Source organism: Microlunatus sp. YIM B11417, assembly GCF_059617205.1.
In genome coordinates, this window is sequence record NZ_JCAMPJ010000014.1 from 95,832 (window position 1) to 110,971 (window position 15,140).

Here is a 15,140-nt window from a genome sequence, read left to right on the forward strand (position 1 = left end):
GGCGGCGGGTTGAATGTCAGCTGTGCCGGTCGCCGAGCTTGATCATGAAACCTGTTACCGCGCCGCGGACAGCCGCGACGCGCGGTTCGACGGCGTCTTCTACATCGCGGTCCGGACCACCCGGATCTACTGCCGCCCGTCCTGCCCGGCAACCACGCCGAAGCGGGGCAACCTGACGTTCTATCCGTCGGCCACGGCGGCCCAGCGGGCCGGCTACCGGGCCTGCCGCCGGTGCCGGCCCGACGCGGCGCCCGGCTCGCCGGAGTGGGACTTCCGGGCCGACGCGGTCGGCCGGGCGATGCGGCTGATCGCCGACGGCGTGGTCGAGCGGGAGGGCGTTGCGGGCCTGGCCGCGCGGACCGGCTACAGCCCCCGTCAGCTGAACCGGCTGATGTCCGAGCGGCTCGGCGCCGGCCCGCTGGCGCTGGCCCGGACCCGGCGGGCGCACACGGCCCGGGTGCTGATCGAGCAGACCGCGATGCCGTTCGCCGACGTCGCGTTCGCCGCCGGCTTCGCGAGCGTCCGGCAGTTCAACGACACCATCCGCGGGGTGTACGACCGCGCGCCGCGTGACCTCCGGGCGGCCGCGAGGACGTTCCCCGAGCCTGCCGACGGTCAAGCCCCGGTCCGGCCTGGCACATCGGCAGACCCAGCGGGCGTTCGGCACCAGCCGGAGCCGCTGCGGATCGTGCTCGACCTCCCGGTCCGGCGGCCGTTCGACGGCGTCCGGCTGCTGCGCTTCCTGGCCGACCGCGCGATCGACCGGGTGGAACAGGTCGACGATGCGGGCTACCGGCGGACCCTCGCCCTGCCCGGTGGCCCCGCCGTGGTCCGGCTGGCTCCGGCCGCGGACCTGGTCCGGGCCGAGTTCGCCCTGACCGACCTGCGCGACCTGGCCGCCGCTGTCGAGCGCTCCCGCCGGCTGCTCGACCTGGATGCCGACCCGATGCTGATCGACGAGACGCTGGCCGAGACGGCGGTGTTCGCACCGCTGGTCCGGCGCCGGCCCGGCCTGCGCGTGCCGGGCCACGTCGACGGCTTCGAGGTCGCGGTCCGGGCGATCGTCGGCCAGCAGGTCTCGGTGGCCGGCGCCCGGACGGTGCTGGGCCGAATCGCCGCTCGGTACGGCACCCCGTTGCCGGACCGCCTGCAGGCGCCGGAAGGCGGGCTCGACCTCGTCTTCCCGACCCCGGAGCAGTTGGCGGCCGCCGACCCGGAGGACCTGCCGATGCCGCGCAGCCGGGGCCGGGCCCTGATCGGCCTGGCCGAGGCGGTCGCCTCCGGCCGGGTGCCGCTCGACTACGGCACGGACCGGACCGAGGTGCGGCAGGCGCTGCTCGCGCTGCCCGGCATCGGGCCGTGGACCGCCGACTACATCGCGATGCGGGCGCTCGGCGACCCGGACATCTGGCTCGGCACCGATCTCGGGGTCCGGTACGGGCTGGCCGCGCTCGGGACCGACCCGCCGGCCGCCGACCTGGACCGCTGCCGGCCCTGGCGGTCGTACGCGGTGATGCATCTGTGGAATCTGGAGGAGCAGCGATGAACCCGACAACCGTCCGGACGGTGATCGACTCGCCGATCGGCCCGCTCACCCTCGAGTCGAACGGGCGCGCCCTGACCATGATCAGGTTCGACGGCGAGGAGGAGGTCCCCACGCCGGCCGGGGAGCCGGACGCGATCCTGGCCCTCACGATCGAGCAGCTGACCGAGTACTTCGAGGGCCGGCGGACCGACTTCGAGCTGCCGCTGGCGCCGGCCGGCTCGCCGTTCCAACTCGAGGTCTGGGCCGAACTGTGCCGGATCGGGTACGGGGAGACGATCAGCTACGGCGAGCTGGCGCTGCGGATCGGCCGCACCCAGGCGGCCAGCCGGGCGGTCGGCCTGGCCAACGGGGCGAACCCCATCCCGGTGGTCGTCCCTTGTCACCGGGTGATCGGCGCCAACGGCACGCTGGTCGGCTACGGTGGCGGGCTGGATCGCAAGAAGGTGCTGCTGCGGCTGGAGGCCGAGCATGCGGTGACCGCTCAGGATCGACTACTCTGAGGGAGCCGGAGGGGTCGCGCCGCTATGGGCACGATCACAGGCCGACGGCACGGATTGACAGGGAACGCTTAGCAGATTGCCAGGTTGGGCCGGAACAATGACGCCCATGACGAGCACGGTGCGTGAGCCGGAGCAACGGACGAGGACGGGGGAGGACGGCATGCAGAACTGGCCGGCCCCCGACCCCAACGACTGGCAGCCGCCGGCCGAGCCGGAGTGGCAACCGCCGAGTTGGGAGCAGGTCGTCCGTGACCACAGCGCCCGGGTCTATCGGCTGGCGTACCGGCTGACCGGGAACCCGCACGACGCCGAGGACCTGACCCAGGACGTGTTCGTCCGGGTGTTCCGCTCGCTGCACCGGTTCCAGCCCGGCACCTTCGAGGGCTGGCTGCACCGGATCACCACCAACCTCTTCCTCGACGCCGCGCGGCGCAAGCAGAAGATCCGCTTCGACGGGATGCCGGACGGCACCGCGGAACGACTGCAGAGCAGCCTGCCCAGCCCGTCGGACCAGCTGGCCGACGCCGACATGGAGCACGACGTCGCCGCCGCCCTGGCCGCGCTGCCGCCCGAGTTCCGCGCCGCCGTGGTGCTCTGCGACATCGAAGGCATGAGCTACGAGGAGATCGCCAGCGTCCTCGACGTGAAGATCGGCACGGTCCGCAGCCGCATCCACCGTGGCCGCGCCCAACTGCGGGAGGCCCTCGCGCACCGCCGTCCGACCGCCGATCGGGAACGTTATCTCGGCGTACCCGTTGAGGGAGATGAGGTAGCAGTCACCGAGCCGGCCGAACCGCGACGGCGCGGGCTGCGGAGCTTGCTCGGCGCGAGGACGGCGTGAAGAGGACCACTTGTCACGATTTGGCCGAACTCCGATCCGCATATGTGGACGGGGCGCTGCAGCGCGCCGACGAAGACCGGGTGGTCAAGCACCTGAGCCGGTGCGCTGACTGCCGCGAGGACGTCGAAGGACTGTTCCGGCTGCGGCAGCTGCTGACCCAGGGCGCGCCCGCCGGCCCGGCCGCCCCGGGCACCCTCTCCGACCGACTGGTCTCCATCGCCGGACCGCGGGCCCGCCGCCCGCTGTCGTCCCGGCCGTTCGAGCAGAGCACCTGGGCCGACCTGCCCCGGGAGCGGCACGCCCCGCTGCGCCGGACCGCTGCGGTGCTGGCCCTGGTGGCGTTGCTGACCGCGACCGTCGGCGGCATCGGGTACGCGGCGGCGCCGACCGACAAGGCCCCGCTGCTGTCCGATCCCGCCCCTCAGGTCCGTACCGAATTCGGGGCCGCGCTGGCCCAACTCCCGACCGCGAGCACGCTGGTCGGCGCCGCCGCCCTGGTCGACCAGGCCGCGCTGTCGGCGCCCGACGCCGAACTCGACGCCCCGGCCGCCGCGCGCGGGCCCGAACTTTCGCTGGTGGCCGCGACCAACTGGCTCCGCCGCGCCTTCGAGGCCGCGATCACCGTCGGCTACACCGGCAATCAGCAGCTGGTGGCCGGGCTCGGAGCCGACCGGACCTCCGGGTCGATGGAGGTGGCCTTCACCCCCGGTCGGGGCAGCAACGTCGTGGTCCGCGGCCCGGACGGCGACGAACTCGCCGACGGCTTCCTGGCCGCGCCGCCGCGCACCCCGGTCGGCGACGGCGACATCTTCCGGATGATCACCGCCGGCTACCGGCTGACCGGCGCGACCCAGGCCAAGGTGGTCGGCCGTTCGGCGGTCATGGTCGACGCGGTCAGCTACGCGACCGGGCGGCTGGCGGCACGCTGGTGGATCGACGAGCAGACCGGCCTGGTGCTCTGGCAGCAGCGGTTCGACAACGACGGTGAGGTACGGCTCTCGACCGGCTTCACCTCGGTCGCGGTGAACAACGGCCACAGTTCCGAGGACGCCTCCGCACCGCTCAACCTGCCCGACGACGCCACCACGCTGACCCTGTCCAGCGCGCCCGTCATGTCGGAGCGTGGCTGGTCCTGCCACGACCAGCTGGCCGGGCTGTCCCTGGTCCGGCTGCGCAGCGACGGCAGCGAGCAGCCGGAGTCGCTGCACATGACCTACAGCGACGGCCTGACCACCGTCGCGGTGTACGAGGCGCACGGCCGGCTCGCCGGCCCGCCCGCCGGATCGGCCTGGGACGAGGAGGTCGGCGCCTACGTACGCAACGGGACGGCACTGGTCGCGACCTGGCAGTCCGGCGACAAGGTCTTCACCGTGATCACGGACGGCGACCGGGCCGCGCTGGCCGACGTGGCCGATCAACTGCCCCACGAAACGACTCCTGAGCCAACTACGATGGGCCGCGTCCAAGCGGGCCTGACCCGCATCATCAACGACCTCGTCGGGTAGGCGGAACATGGCAGGAGACGACCGCCCCGAGCGGGGCAGTCGGGACGACGACTTCCACTACTACGGACCTTTCGGCACGCCCGAAGGCGCCCCCGGATCGTCGCCGGCCTCGGCCGGCGGGCCCGGCAGCAGTGGTCCCGGCGGCCAGGGCGGGAGCGGCGGTCAAGCCCCAGCCGGTCAGGGTACCGGCAGCGAGCAGCCGCTCGGCCAGAGCCCGGGCAGCGCCCAGACCTTCGGGGGTACGCCCGCACCCGGCAGCGGGCCGAACCCGCCGGGCCGGCGCGGCGCGCAGGACTTCGGCGGAGCGCAGGACCTCGGCGGGACGCCCGGCCCCGGCGGGGCGCAGGACTTCGGTGCCGGACGCGACTTCGGCGGACCGCGGAGCGGTGGCTCACCCGACTTCGGCGGCGGGCGTAACCCGGGCGGCTCTCCGGACTTCGCCGGGCCGCGGAACCCGAGCGGTCAGCAGTACCCGGGTGATCCACAGCGCTCAGTTGATCCGCAGAACTTCGGCAGCTCGCAGAACTTCGGTGGGGCGCAGCGTCCCGGTGGAGCGCAGAATCCCGGCGGCTCGCAGGGTCATGGCTTCGGCGGCCAGGACGCCGGGCGGCCGAGTCCCGGCTCGGCTGCCGTCCCGCCGCCGGGCCCGAATCAGGGCCACGGAGGTCAGCCCCCGCACGGCACGTCGTCGCCGGGCTCCGCGGCCGCACCGCACCCGTTCGCCGCTCCCGGTCCGGCCGGTGTCCCGGCCGGCCCGCCGCCCGAGCCGCGCCGGTCCCAGGACCATCAGCCGACCCAGCCGATCCCGGGCGTCGGTCCCGGCTATCGGTCCGCCGAACCCACCCAACTCTTCCCGGCTCCCGGCAACGTACCGCCGCTGCAGCCGGGTCCGGTCTACCCGCCACCCCAGCCGCAGGCTCAGCCCGGCCGGCAGCGTCGGCGCGGCGGTGGCGTCGGGATCGTGCTGCTGGCGGTGATCCTCGCGGCCGTGGTCGGCGGCCTGGCCGGCTTCGGCGGCGGGCTGCTGGTGCCCCGCACCGGAACCCAGGCGACGCCCGTCGGCGGGCCGCCGCCGACGACGCGGGAGCCGCTGCCGCCGGCGCCGCCCGAGGCGAACACGGTCGAGGTCGCGAAGCGGGTGCTGCCCAGCACCGTGATGATCAGGGTCGGCAGCACCGGCGGGTCCGGGTTCATCCTGGACGACGAGGGCCGGATCATGACCAACAACCACGTCGTCGAGAAGGCCGCCAGCGGCGGCCGGATCACCGTGGTCTACAACGACGGCTCCCGGGCCACCGCACGCATCCTCGGCCGCAGCCCGACCTACGACCTCGCCGTGATCCAGGTGCCGACCTCGGAGAAGCTGGTGCCGATGGAGATCGGCGACTCCGACGCCGTGAAGGTCGGCGAGGCCGCGATCGCGATCGGTTCACCGCTCGGCCTGGCCAACACGGTGACCCAGGGCATCATCAGCTCCAAGGACCGCCCGGTGGTGGTCGGCGACGACTCCGACCCGGGCGCCAACACGGCCTACATCAACGCGCTGCAGACCGACGCCCCGATCAACCCGGGCAACTCCGGCGGCCCGCTGGTCGATGCCGGCGGCCGGGTGATCGGCGTCAACTCGGCGATCCTGACCATCGGCTCGGCCCAGGGCCAGGCCGGCAGCATCGGCCTCGGCTTCGCCATCCCGATCAACCAGGCAATGGACATCGGCGCGATGTTGATCAAGGACGGCAAGGCCACCTACCCGGTGATCGGCGCCAACGTCAGCGACGCCCCGGACGGCACCGGCGTCGAGCTGTCCGGCGTCGAGAGCGGCGGGCCCGCCGACACGGCCGGGCTGGCCGACGGCGACGTGGTGACCAGCATCGACGGCAAGCCGGTGACCGGGCTGGAGCAACTGATCGTCGCGATCCGGACCCACCGGCCGGGCGACCAGATCGTGCTCGCGTACGAGCGCGGCGGCAAGAAGGCGGAGGCCAAGGTCACGCTCGGCGCCCGCGAGGGCTAAGAGGGTTGTGGACCGGGCCCCGGGATTCGCCGAGCACGGGTAGGATTCGCTTGTGTTCTTCGACATCGGGCCCACGGAGCTGTTGGCGCTGGTCGTCGTCGCCGTGATCATCTTCGGACCGGAACGGCTGCCCCAGTTCGCGCGCAAGGCGGCGCACCTGGTGCGCTACGTCCGGACCATGGCCGGGAACGCGCAGAACCAGTTGAAGAAGGAGCTGGGTCCGGGCTTCGAGGACGTCGACTTCCGCGACCTGAACCCCAAGGCGTTCATCAAGAAGCACCTGCTGGACGACGTCGAGCCGATCGTCGCCGACGTGAAGGCCGACTTCACCGCGGGCACCGAGGCCGGCAAGGGCCTCGCCAAGGACCTCACCGACACCGTGAACAACGCCAAGTCCGGCGACGACCTCGCGGTCAACGGCGCCCTGGCCGGTGCCGGCGGCGTGCCGGTCCGGATCCTGACCCCGTTCGACCCGGACGCCACCTGAGCGGTCGCCCGGGCCCGGCACGGGCTCAGCCGACGAGCTGACCCAGCAGTCCGAGCTGCTCCTCGAGCGGCAGGTCCATCGACCACAGGATCTCGGTCACCCCGAGTTCCGCCAGCCGCGGGATCGCCTCGGCGGCCTGCTCCGGCGATCCGACCACCGTGGCCTCGTCACCCTGAGCGGTCTCGCTGAGCGACCCGTTCACCCGGAGCACGATCGGCAGTACGGCAGGGTCGTGACCGGCGGCCGACGCCGCCTGCCGGAACGCCCCGACGGTCTCGGTCAGCGCCTCCCAGCCGAACCAGATCGGGTTGAGACCGAGCCCGGCCGCCGCGGTCCGCTGCAGGGCCGCCGGTGCCATCGCGGCCACGACGATGGGCGGGCCGCCGGTCTGCACCGGCTTCGGCCCGATCTTGGACTCGGCGAAGCGATAGAAACGTCCGTCGTACGAGGCCGGATCCGCGGACCAGGCCGCCCGCATCGCCTCGACGAACTCGGCGAAGCCGGCGCCGCGGCGGCTCAGCGGCACCCCGGCCGCCTCGAACTCCTCCGGCATCCAGCCCTGGCCGATGCCCACCACCGCCCGCCCGTTGCTCAGCTGGTCGAGAGTGGCGAACCGGCGGGCCAGGTCGACCGGGTTGTGCAGCAGCGCGACCATGGTGCTGGTGCCGAGGCTGACCCGACTGGTCCGGCCCGCCACGTACGCCAGCACCTCGAGCGGTGAGTAGACGGAGGCGTACGCGTCCGGCAGTTGCCCGGCGTACGCCTCGTTGGTCGGCAACAGCAGCCGTTCGAAGCTCCAGACCGAATCGAGCCCGATCCGTTCCGCGCCTTCGGCCGCGGCGGCGATCGCCTCGGCCCCGTTCTCAGTTCCGGCGGTGGGGAGTCCGATCCCGAGTCGCATGCTGGCCCTCCTGGTCGACGATGATCATGGTCCGTTCCGACCCTAGCGGTGGGTGCCGGTCGACCGAAGGCGTTTCAGCGGCCGACCGGCGCCAGCCCCAACTGCTTGCCGGCCAGGCCGCGGCCGCGGCCGGCCAGGTGATCGGCCAGGCCGGTCAGCGCGACCGCGGCCGGCTGGCCCGGGTCGGCCCCGACGATCGGCGTACCCACGTCGCCACCCTCGCGGAGCTTCGGATCCAGCGGCACCTGAGCCAGCAGCGGCACCGGGTAGCCGAGCCGCTGGGCGAGCGTCTCGGACACGTCCTTGCCGCCGCCCTCGCCGAAGATGAGGTGCTTCTCGCCGGTGCCCGGCACCAGGAAGTACGACATGTTCTCCACGACGCCGATCACGCGCTGGTTCATCATCGACGCCATCGTGCCGGCCCGCTCGGCGACCTCGGCCGCGGCCTGCTGCGGGGTGGTGACGACCAGGACCTCGGCGTTCGGCAGCTTCTGGCCGAGCGAAATCGCCACGTCGCCGGTGCCGGGTGGCAGGTCGATCAGCAGGTAGTCGAGGTCGCCCCAGTAGACGTCGGCCAGCATCTGGGTCAGCGCGCGGTCCAGGATCGGCCCGCGCCAGGCGACCACCTGGTCGCGGCGCTGCTTCAGCATGCCGATCGAGATCACCTTCAGGCCCTGGACCGGGACCGGCATGATCATGTCCTCGACCGAGGTGGGGCGCGCGTCGCCGACGCCGAGCATGGCCGGGACCGAGTGGCCGTAGATGTCGGCGTCCAGCACACCGACGGTCCGGCCCTTCGCCGCCAGGGCCAGCGCCAGGTTGACCGTGACCGACGACTTGCCGACGCCGCCCTTGCCGGAGGCGACCGCGATCACCTGGGTCAGCGAGTCCGCCCGGGCGAACGGGATGTCGCGCTCGGCCTGGCCACCGGTCAACTGGTTCCGCAGCGCCGACCGCTGTTCGTCCGACATGACGCCGAGGACGACCTCGACCGCGGTGACGCCGGTGACCGCTGACACGGCGGCCGTGACGTCGCGCCGCAGGGTGTCCTTGAGCGGGCAGCCGGCGACCGTGAGCAGCACCTCGACCCGGACCGCTCCGGAGTCGTCGACGTCGACCGAGTGGACCATCCCCAGTTCGGTGATCGGGCGGCGGATCTCGGGGTCGTTCACCCCGGTCAGCGCCTGCCGGATGGGGGCTTCGAGCGGATGGTCGGTCGTACGGTCGGACATGCCGCCCAGCCTAGACGGGCCGGCGCGCCGGGCCCGACCCGCAGCCGGTGCCGAGACTGTGGGATGGCCGACACCGGACGGTCGGTGAGCATTCACCTCGCGGGGCTGGTGCACATTGATTCCAAGCGTGCAGACTGCTCATGTCAATTCTTGACTCGGGGAGGTGGCTCGTGCCGACGCGTCTACGGGGCCGGGTGTTACTGGTCGTTCTCGCCGTACTGACGCCGTTGCTGCTGGCCGGGCCGCCCCGGGCGGTGGCCGAGGAACCGGCGGTCGCCGCGCAGGACGGTGCGTTCGAGGTCTATCGGCGGTCCCGGCCGGTCGCTCCGGGCGTGACCGCCGAACAGGTGGAGACTTTGGACGCACGCGGCTGGCAGCAGGGCAATGCGCTGACCATCGACCTGAGCCAGGGCGCCCGGATCGGCTATCTGGGCACCGGCGCGCTGACCGAGCCGGCCCCGATCCCCGAGCAGGCCGACGCGGCCGGCGCGGTGGCCGCCGTGAACGGCGACTTCTTCGACATCAACAACTCCGGCGCCCCGCTGGGTCCGGTGGTGGCCGACGGCGAGTTGATCAAGTCGGCCTCGGAGGATCCCTACCGGGCGGTCGGTTTCGACGCCGGCGGGGTGGGCCGGGTGCTCGAGGTGTTGTTCGAGGGTACGGCGACGCTGCCGACCGGGACGGTCGAACTGGACCGGCTGAACAGCCCGTTGCTCGGCAAGGACGAGGTGCAGGCATTCACCTCGCTCTGGGGCGGCTATCCGCGGAGCCGCGCCGTCCAGGGCGTCGCCGACGTGGTCGAGGTGATGATCAGGAACGGAGTCGTGACCGCCGTCGATGATCAAGCCGGAACGGGCGGGATCCCTGCCGACACGACGATCCTGCTGGGGCGCGAGGCCGGCGCCGACGCCCTGCGGGCGCTGCGCGTGGGAGACCGGGTCGAGGTCGATCACCGGCCGCGGCCCTCGGACGGGAAGCCGGTGCGGACGGCGATCGGCGTCCACGAGCTCGTCGTCTCCGACGGTCAGGCCCGGCCGGTCGACGACAAGACGTACGCGGGACGGACCGGGCTCGGCTTCTCCCGGGACGGCACCAAGATCATCATCGTCAGCGTCGACAGCGACCGGCAGACGCACAGCCGCGGGGCCACCCTGGCCGAACTGGGCCGGCTGCTGGCGGCCCGCGGCGCCTGGGTCGGCGTCGAGCTGGACGGCGGCGGCTCCACCACCCTGGTCAGCCGGCGGCCCGGCGAGGACCGGGTCCGGGTCGACAACACTCCGGGCGACGGCTCCGTCCGGCCGGTGCCGAACGGGCTCGCCGTCCTCGGCCCACGCGGCAGCGGGAAGCCGGCCGGCCTCTGGCTCGACACCGCCGCCGATCGCCGGACCGCCGCGAGCGACAGCCCGGTGGGCGGGAAGGCCCGGCCGGACCGGGTGTTCGCCGGCCTGTCCCGGACCCTGACCGCCACCCCGCACGACGAGACGTACGGCCCGGCGAAGACGACCGCTCCGATCCGCTGGTCCGCCACCCGCGGCACGGTCGCCGCCGGCAGGTTCCGCGCCACCGACCCGGGTCCGGCCACGATCACCGCGACCTCGGGGGCGGCGCAGGGGACGCTCGACCTGGAGGTGCTGGGCCCGGTGGCCCGGCTGGCCGCGACCGCCGAGACGGTCAACGTGCCGACCGCGGACGTCACCGCGACCTTCGGGATCCTCGGCTACGACGCGTTCGGCACCTCGGCGCCGATCGATCCGGCCGACCTGGAGCTCGACTTCGACGAGAGCCTGTACGAGATCGCGCCGACCGCCGACGGCCGGCTCCGGGTCACCCCGAAGCAGGAGTCCGGGGCGGGCCTGGTCACGGCCAGGATCGGCGGCCTGACCGCGACGCTCGGCATCTCGGTCGGCGTCGAGAAACAGCTGCTGGCCGGCTTCGACGACGCCGACACGTGGACGGTCGGCACCGCCCGGGCGACGGCCGCGGTGAGCAAGGTCCCGGACGGCGAGGACGGTGCGGCGCTCAAGCTCTCGTACGACTTCAGCCAGTCCACACTGACCCGCAACGCGTACGCGATCCCGCCGCAGCGGCTCGGCGTCGAGGGCCAGGCCCGCTCGTTCGGCGTCTCGCTGTACGGGCACGGGAAGGGCGAGTGGACCGCCTTCGGCCTGTACGACGCCACCGGCAAGTTCACCGCCGTCTACGGCCCCTACATCGACTGGACCGGCTGGAAGAACGTCGAGTTGGCGGTGCCGGCCGGGCTGCCGCAACCGGTGACGATCGGCCGGATCTACACGCTGGAGACGAAGGCGTCGGCGCAGTACACCGGCGAGGTCCTGATCGACAACCTCTACGTCAACGCGGCGCCGGCCGTCGACGTACCGCCGCCGGCCGCGGTTCGGGCACCGATCGTGCAGACCCAGGCCGCCGTCGACGGCCGCAGCCGGCGGTTCGCGGTGATGTCCGATGCGCAGTTCGTCGCCCGGGACCCGGACTCGCCGCTGGTCCAAGCCGCCCGCCGCACCCTGCGCGAGATCAAGGCCGCGAAGCCCGACTTCTTCGTCATCGCCGGCGATTTCGTCGACGAGGCGACCGAGGCGGATTTCCAACTGGCCCAGCGGATCCTGGACGAGGAGATCGGCGACGCGGTCCCGTACCACTACGTGCCGGGCAACCACGAGATCATGGGCTCGGCGATCACGAACTTCACCCAGTACTTCGGCGCCGCGCACCGGACTTTCGATCATGAAGGCACCCGGTTCGTCACGCTCGACTCGTCGGCCGGCACACTGCGCGGCGGCGGCTTCGATCAACTGGCGATGCTGCGGGCCGCACTCGACGACGCGGCGACGGACCGGTCGATCAACTCGATCATGATCATCGAGCACCATCCGCCGCGGGACCCGACGCCGGCCGAGAACAGCCGGCTCGCCGATCGGCACGAGGCGGCTCTGCTGGAGAACTGGCTGGCCGACTTCCAGCGCAGCACCGGCAAGGGCGCGGCCTTCATCGGCGGCCACGTCGGCACCTTCCACGCGGCCCTGGTCGACAACATCCCGTACGTGATCAACGGCAACTCCGGCAAGGCCCCCGCGACGTCGCCGGGCGAGGGCGGCTTCACCGGCTGGTCCCTGTACGGGATCGATCCGGTGTCCCGGACCGACCAGGCGCGGGCCCGTCGGTTCCCGTACCTCGGCGGGCCGGACTGGCTGTCGGCGCAGTTCCGTCCGCATGTCGACGAGCTGACCCTCACCGCGCCGGCCACCCTCCCGGCCGGCGGCACCGGCACCGCGAAAGCCGAACTGCGGCAGGGTTCCCGGACCGTGCCGGTGAGCTATCCGGTGAGTGCGGACTGGCGGTCCTCGGCCAACCTGCGCTTCGACCCGGCGACCGGCCGACTCACCGCCCTGAAGGCCGGAACGGGGACCCTTTCGGTCACCGTCAACGGCGTCACCCGTACCGCGACGATCAAGATCACCTGACCAACGCTCCCTGAGCTTGTCGAAGGGTCACCCGGATCTGCCGTGGCCCTTCGACAGGCTCAGGGCGCGGTGGTCGAGCGTTCCTCGTCGAGCTCGGCGAGGATCGCCCGCAGCTCGGTGCGCAGTTCGGACCGTACGTAGTCGCGGGTGGCCAGTTCGCCGACCGACATCCGCAGCGAGGCGATCTCGCGGGCCAGGAAGTCCATGTCGGCACGGTTCTGGGCACCCTGGGCGCGGTCCTGCTCAAGCCCGACCCGGTCCCGGGCCTCCTGCCGGTTCTGCGCGAGCAAGATCAACGGCGCCGCGTACGAGGCCTGCAGGGACAGCATCAGGGTCAGGAAGATGAACGGGTACTCGTCGATCCGTGGCCGCGGCGGTCCGATCGGCGCGTTCCAGAGGATCCAGGCGATGATCAAGACCGTCATCCAAGCCAGGAAGCCGGCCGTGCCCATGAACCGGGCGAAGCCCTCGGCGAACTGGCCGAACGCGTCCCGGTCGATGCTGGGGCGGGGCAGCCGGACCCGGCGGCCGCGGCCGGGTGTGTTCAGGCGGTCCCGGTCGCCCGCGGTACGGCTCCGGCTGGACTGTCGATCACTGCTGGCCACGGTTCACCGCCTGAGAGGAGAGTTGGTCCAATTGGGTGCCCCGCCAGTCGGCCGGCAGGACATGATCGAGGACGTCGTCGACGGTCACCGCGCCGACCAGCCGATGATCATCGTCGACCACCGGAGCGCTGACCAGGTCGTAGGTGGCGAAGTACCGGCTGACGCTGTGCAGGTTCGCCTCGGGGGAGAGCGGCTCCAGTTCGGTGTCGATCAAGGCCGAGGCCAGTGTCGACGGCGGTTCTCGGAGCAGTCGCTGGATGTGCACGCCGCCGACGAACTTCCCGGTCGGGGTCTCCAGCGGGCCGCGGCAGACGTAGACCATGCTGGCCAGCGACGGACTCAGTTCGGGTTCCCGGACCAACGCCAATGCGTCGGCCACGGTCGCGTCGGACGAGATGATCACCGGCTCGGTGGTCATCATGCCGCCAGCGGTGAACTCCGCGTAGCTGAGCAGCCGGCGGACGTCGTCGGCCTCGTCGGGCTCCATCCGCTGCAGCAGCACCTCGGCCACCTCGGGGGACAGATCGGCGATCAGGTCGGCCGCGTCGTCCGGCTCCATCTCGGCCAGCACGTCGGCGGCCCGGTCCACCTCGAGGGCCTGGATCAGCCGGACCTGCTCGTCCTCCGGCAGCTCCTCGAGCGCGTCGGCCAGTTTCTGATCATCGAGCGCCGCGGCGACCTCGGCCCGGCGCTCCGGCTGCAGCTCGTGCAGCTCACGCGCGATGTCGGCCGCCTTCATGTCCTCCATCTGGGCCAGCAGTCGCTCCGTACCCTGTTCGTGGTCGACACCAAGATCACGGATGATCGACCAGTCCACGATGGTGACGTGGCCGCGACGGCCGAACCGGCGCGGCCGTCCCTCGCGCAGCGCCACCTGGGACAGTTCCCATTCCAGTGTGCGCACCGCGTGCATGGCGACGTCGAACACGGTGGCCGGCGCCGGACTGTCGGTCCGGGTGACCCGCAGGTCGAACAGGTCGTCGATCACCAGCATCTCCGACTCGCGGCGTTCGAAGCGCCGCGGGTTCACCGCGCCGGAGATGACCACCTGAGCCGCGTCGATGCCGCGGACCCCGGCCATCGGCAGGAAGATCCGGTGTTTGGCGAAGAGTTCGACGATGAGTCCCTTGACTCGTGGCGCCCGGCCCGCGGATCGTCGCTGCACGACGACGTCGCGCACCTTGCCGATCTGGTCCCCCGACCCGTCGAGCACCGGCAGGCCGCGAATCCGCGAGATGAAGATCGAATTCGAGGTCCCGTTCACGTGCTGAGAGTAACGCTGCGACCTAGCCGGAGGGCATCCCGTCGCGCCGCGCGGCGGACACAGCCAACTCACAGTCCATCGGAGTAGATTGGGCCTCCGAGTGGGTACAGGAGGAATCATGGCGTTCTCGCAGTCGCAGGGTGTCGGCTCGATCTTCGAGCTCGAATTCCCGCAGTCGGTCGGGATCTACAACAGTTACGCCGACGCCCAGAAGGCGGTCGACTTCCTGTCCGATCAGAAGTTCGAGGTGCAGAACCTCGCGATCGTCGGCACCGAGCTGAAATCCGTGGAACGGGTGCTCGGCCGGAAGACCTGGCGCACCGTGCTGCTCAACGGCCTGCAGTCGGGCGTGTCGACCGGCCTGCTGGTCGGCCTGCTGATGTTGATCTTCCTGCCGGTCCCGAACATCCTGGTGCTGTTCCTGGTCGCCCTCGCGATCGGCATCGCGATCAGCATCGTCTTCCAGTCGATCGGGTACGCGCTCTCCCAGGGCAAGCGCGACTTCACCTCGGTGACGCAGACCGTGGCGACGAAGTACGAGGTGCTCTGCGAGCACAAGGTCGCCGCCAAGGCCCGCGAACTCCTGCTCCAGCTCCCCGGAGCCCGAGCCAGCGCCTTCGAATAAACCCTCGCCGACCGGTCACCAAAGCAGGTGTTTGGGCGGGCGGAATCTCGGGGTGAGTGCAACACGGCCTAGATGGGGTGTGTTGTGGGTGGTTCGTGGTTTGGTGCTCGGCCGGGGTTTTCCCGGCGGGTTCAGCGGGTG

The 15,140-nt window shown here is 72.0% G+C and carries 12 protein-coding genes; 8 read left to right on the forward strand and 4 right to left on the reverse strand.

The window, feature by feature from the left end; all coding sequences use genetic code 11:
- The first annotated feature begins 22 nt into the window (after window positions 1-22).
- The 6 genes from AC6CCG_RS33460 to AC6CCG_RS33485 all read left to right on the forward strand — a co-directional run bounded on the left by AC6CCG_RS33460 (window position 23) and on the right by AC6CCG_RS33485 (window position 6,893).
- The gene (locus tag AC6CCG_RS33460) at window positions 23-1,546 is read left to right on the forward strand and encodes a DNA-3-methyladenine glycosylase 2 family protein (RefSeq protein WP_496659191.1); all 1,524 of its coding nucleotides are present in this window, start codon (window positions 23-25) and stop codon (window positions 1,544-1,546) included.
- Window positions 1,543-2,046 (forward strand): methylated-DNA--[protein]-cysteine S-methyltransferase, encoded by a 504-nt coding sequence (locus AC6CCG_RS33465; RefSeq protein ID WP_496659192.1) that lies wholly within the window; start codon window positions 1,543-1,545, stop codon window positions 2,044-2,046. The genes AC6CCG_RS33460 and AC6CCG_RS33465 overlap by 4 nt, the downstream gene beginning before the upstream one ends.
- Before the next feature lie 160 nt (window positions 2,047-2,206).
- Complete coding sequence (sigE, locus tag AC6CCG_RS33470; protein WP_496659205.1) at window positions 2,207-2,887, forward strand: RNA polymerase sigma factor SigE; 681 nt, start codon at window positions 2,207-2,209, stop codon at window positions 2,885-2,887.
- Window positions 2,884-4,392: a sigma-E factor regulatory protein RseB domain-containing protein gene (locus AC6CCG_RS33475; protein ID WP_496659193.1), complete on the forward strand. Its 1,509-nt coding sequence runs from the start codon at window positions 2,884-2,886 to the stop codon at window positions 4,390-4,392. Before sigE ends, AC6CCG_RS33475 begins: the two co-directional genes overlap by 4 nt.
- 7 nt (window positions 4,393-4,399) lie before the next feature.
- Window positions 4,400-6,406 carry a S1C family serine protease gene (locus AC6CCG_RS33480; protein ID WP_496659194.1) on the forward strand — a complete coding sequence of 669 codons (2,007 nt, stop codon included), beginning with the start codon at window positions 4,400-4,402 and terminating at the stop codon, window positions 6,404-6,406.
- Window positions 6,407-6,458: 52 nt separating this feature from the next.
- Entirely contained in the window at window positions 6,459-6,893 is a 435-nt protein-coding gene (locus tag AC6CCG_RS33485; RefSeq protein ID WP_496659195.1) for a sec-independent translocase, read from the forward strand.
- A gap of 25 nt (window positions 6,894-6,918) precedes the next feature.
- Here AC6CCG_RS33485 and AC6CCG_RS33490 read toward each other — a convergent pair whose 3' ends face one another.
- Both AC6CCG_RS33490 and AC6CCG_RS33495 read right to left on the reverse strand, forming a co-directional pair.
- The gene (locus AC6CCG_RS33490; protein WP_496659196.1) at window positions 6,919-7,794 is read right to left on the reverse strand and encodes an LLM class flavin-dependent oxidoreductase; all 876 of its coding nucleotides are present in this window, start codon (window positions 7,792-7,794) and stop codon (window positions 6,919-6,921) included.
- A gap of 74 nt (window positions 7,795-7,868) precedes the next feature.
- On the reverse strand, window positions 7,869-9,026 hold the full coding sequence (locus tag AC6CCG_RS33495; protein ID WP_496659197.1) for an Mrp/NBP35 family ATP-binding protein: 1,158 nt from the start codon (window positions 9,024-9,026) through the stop codon (window positions 7,869-7,871).
- Between the two features lie 194 nt (window positions 9,027-9,220).
- Between AC6CCG_RS33495 and AC6CCG_RS33500 the strand changes: the two genes are divergently transcribed.
- Window positions 9,221-12,505: a phosphodiester glycosidase family protein gene (locus AC6CCG_RS33500; RefSeq protein WP_496659198.1), complete on the forward strand. Its 3,285-nt coding sequence runs from the start codon at window positions 9,221-9,223 to the stop codon at window positions 12,503-12,505.
- Window positions 12,506-12,564: 59 nt separating this feature from the next.
- Here the strand turns inward: AC6CCG_RS33500 and AC6CCG_RS33505 are convergent, their stop codons facing one another.
- Window positions 12,565-13,110, reverse strand: a complete 546-nt coding sequence (locus AC6CCG_RS33505) for a DUF1003 domain-containing protein (protein WP_496659199.1) — start codon at window positions 13,108-13,110, stop codon at window positions 12,565-12,567.
- Window positions 13,097-14,374 carry a magnesium transporter MgtE N-terminal domain-containing protein gene (locus tag AC6CCG_RS33510; protein ID WP_496659200.1) on the reverse strand — a complete coding sequence of 426 codons (1,278 nt, stop codon included), beginning with the start codon at window positions 14,372-14,374 and terminating at the stop codon, window positions 13,097-13,099. Before AC6CCG_RS33510 ends, AC6CCG_RS33505 begins: the two co-directional genes overlap by 14 nt.
- Window positions 14,375-14,492: 118 nt before the next feature.
- Between AC6CCG_RS33510 and AC6CCG_RS33515 the strand changes: the two genes are divergently transcribed.
- A complete protein-coding gene (locus AC6CCG_RS33515) occupies window positions 14,493-14,999 on the forward strand; it encodes a YflT domain-containing protein (RefSeq protein ID WP_496659201.1) in 507 nt (168 codons plus the stop codon).
- Window positions 15,000-15,140: the final 141 nt, after the last annotated feature.

What these genes read in the sequence shown, in the direction of transcription:
- AC6CCG_RS33465 (WP_496659192.1), top strand. Translation starts at nt 1,543, where the DNA reads ATGAACCCGACAACCGTCCGGACGGTGATCGACTCGCCGATCGGCCCG.
- sigE (WP_496659205.1), top strand. Translation starts at nt 2,207, where the DNA reads ATGCAGAACTGGCCGGCCCCCGACCCCAACGACTGGCAGCCGCCGGCC.
- AC6CCG_RS33480 (WP_496659194.1), top strand. Translation starts at nt 4,400, where the DNA reads ATGGCAGGAGACGACCGCCCCGAGCGGGGCAGTCGGGACGACGACTTC.
- AC6CCG_RS33490 (WP_496659196.1), bottom strand. Translation starts at nt 7,794, where the DNA reads ATGCGACTCGGGATCGGACTCCCCACCGCCGGAACTGAGAACGGGGCC.
- AC6CCG_RS33495 (WP_496659197.1), bottom strand. Translation starts at nt 9,026, where the DNA reads ATGTCCGACCGTACGACCGACCATCCGCTCGAAGCCCCCATCCGGCAG.
- AC6CCG_RS33515 (WP_496659201.1), top strand. Translation starts at nt 14,493, where the DNA reads ATGGCGTTCTCGCAGTCGCAGGGTGTCGGCTCGATCTTCGAGCTCGAA.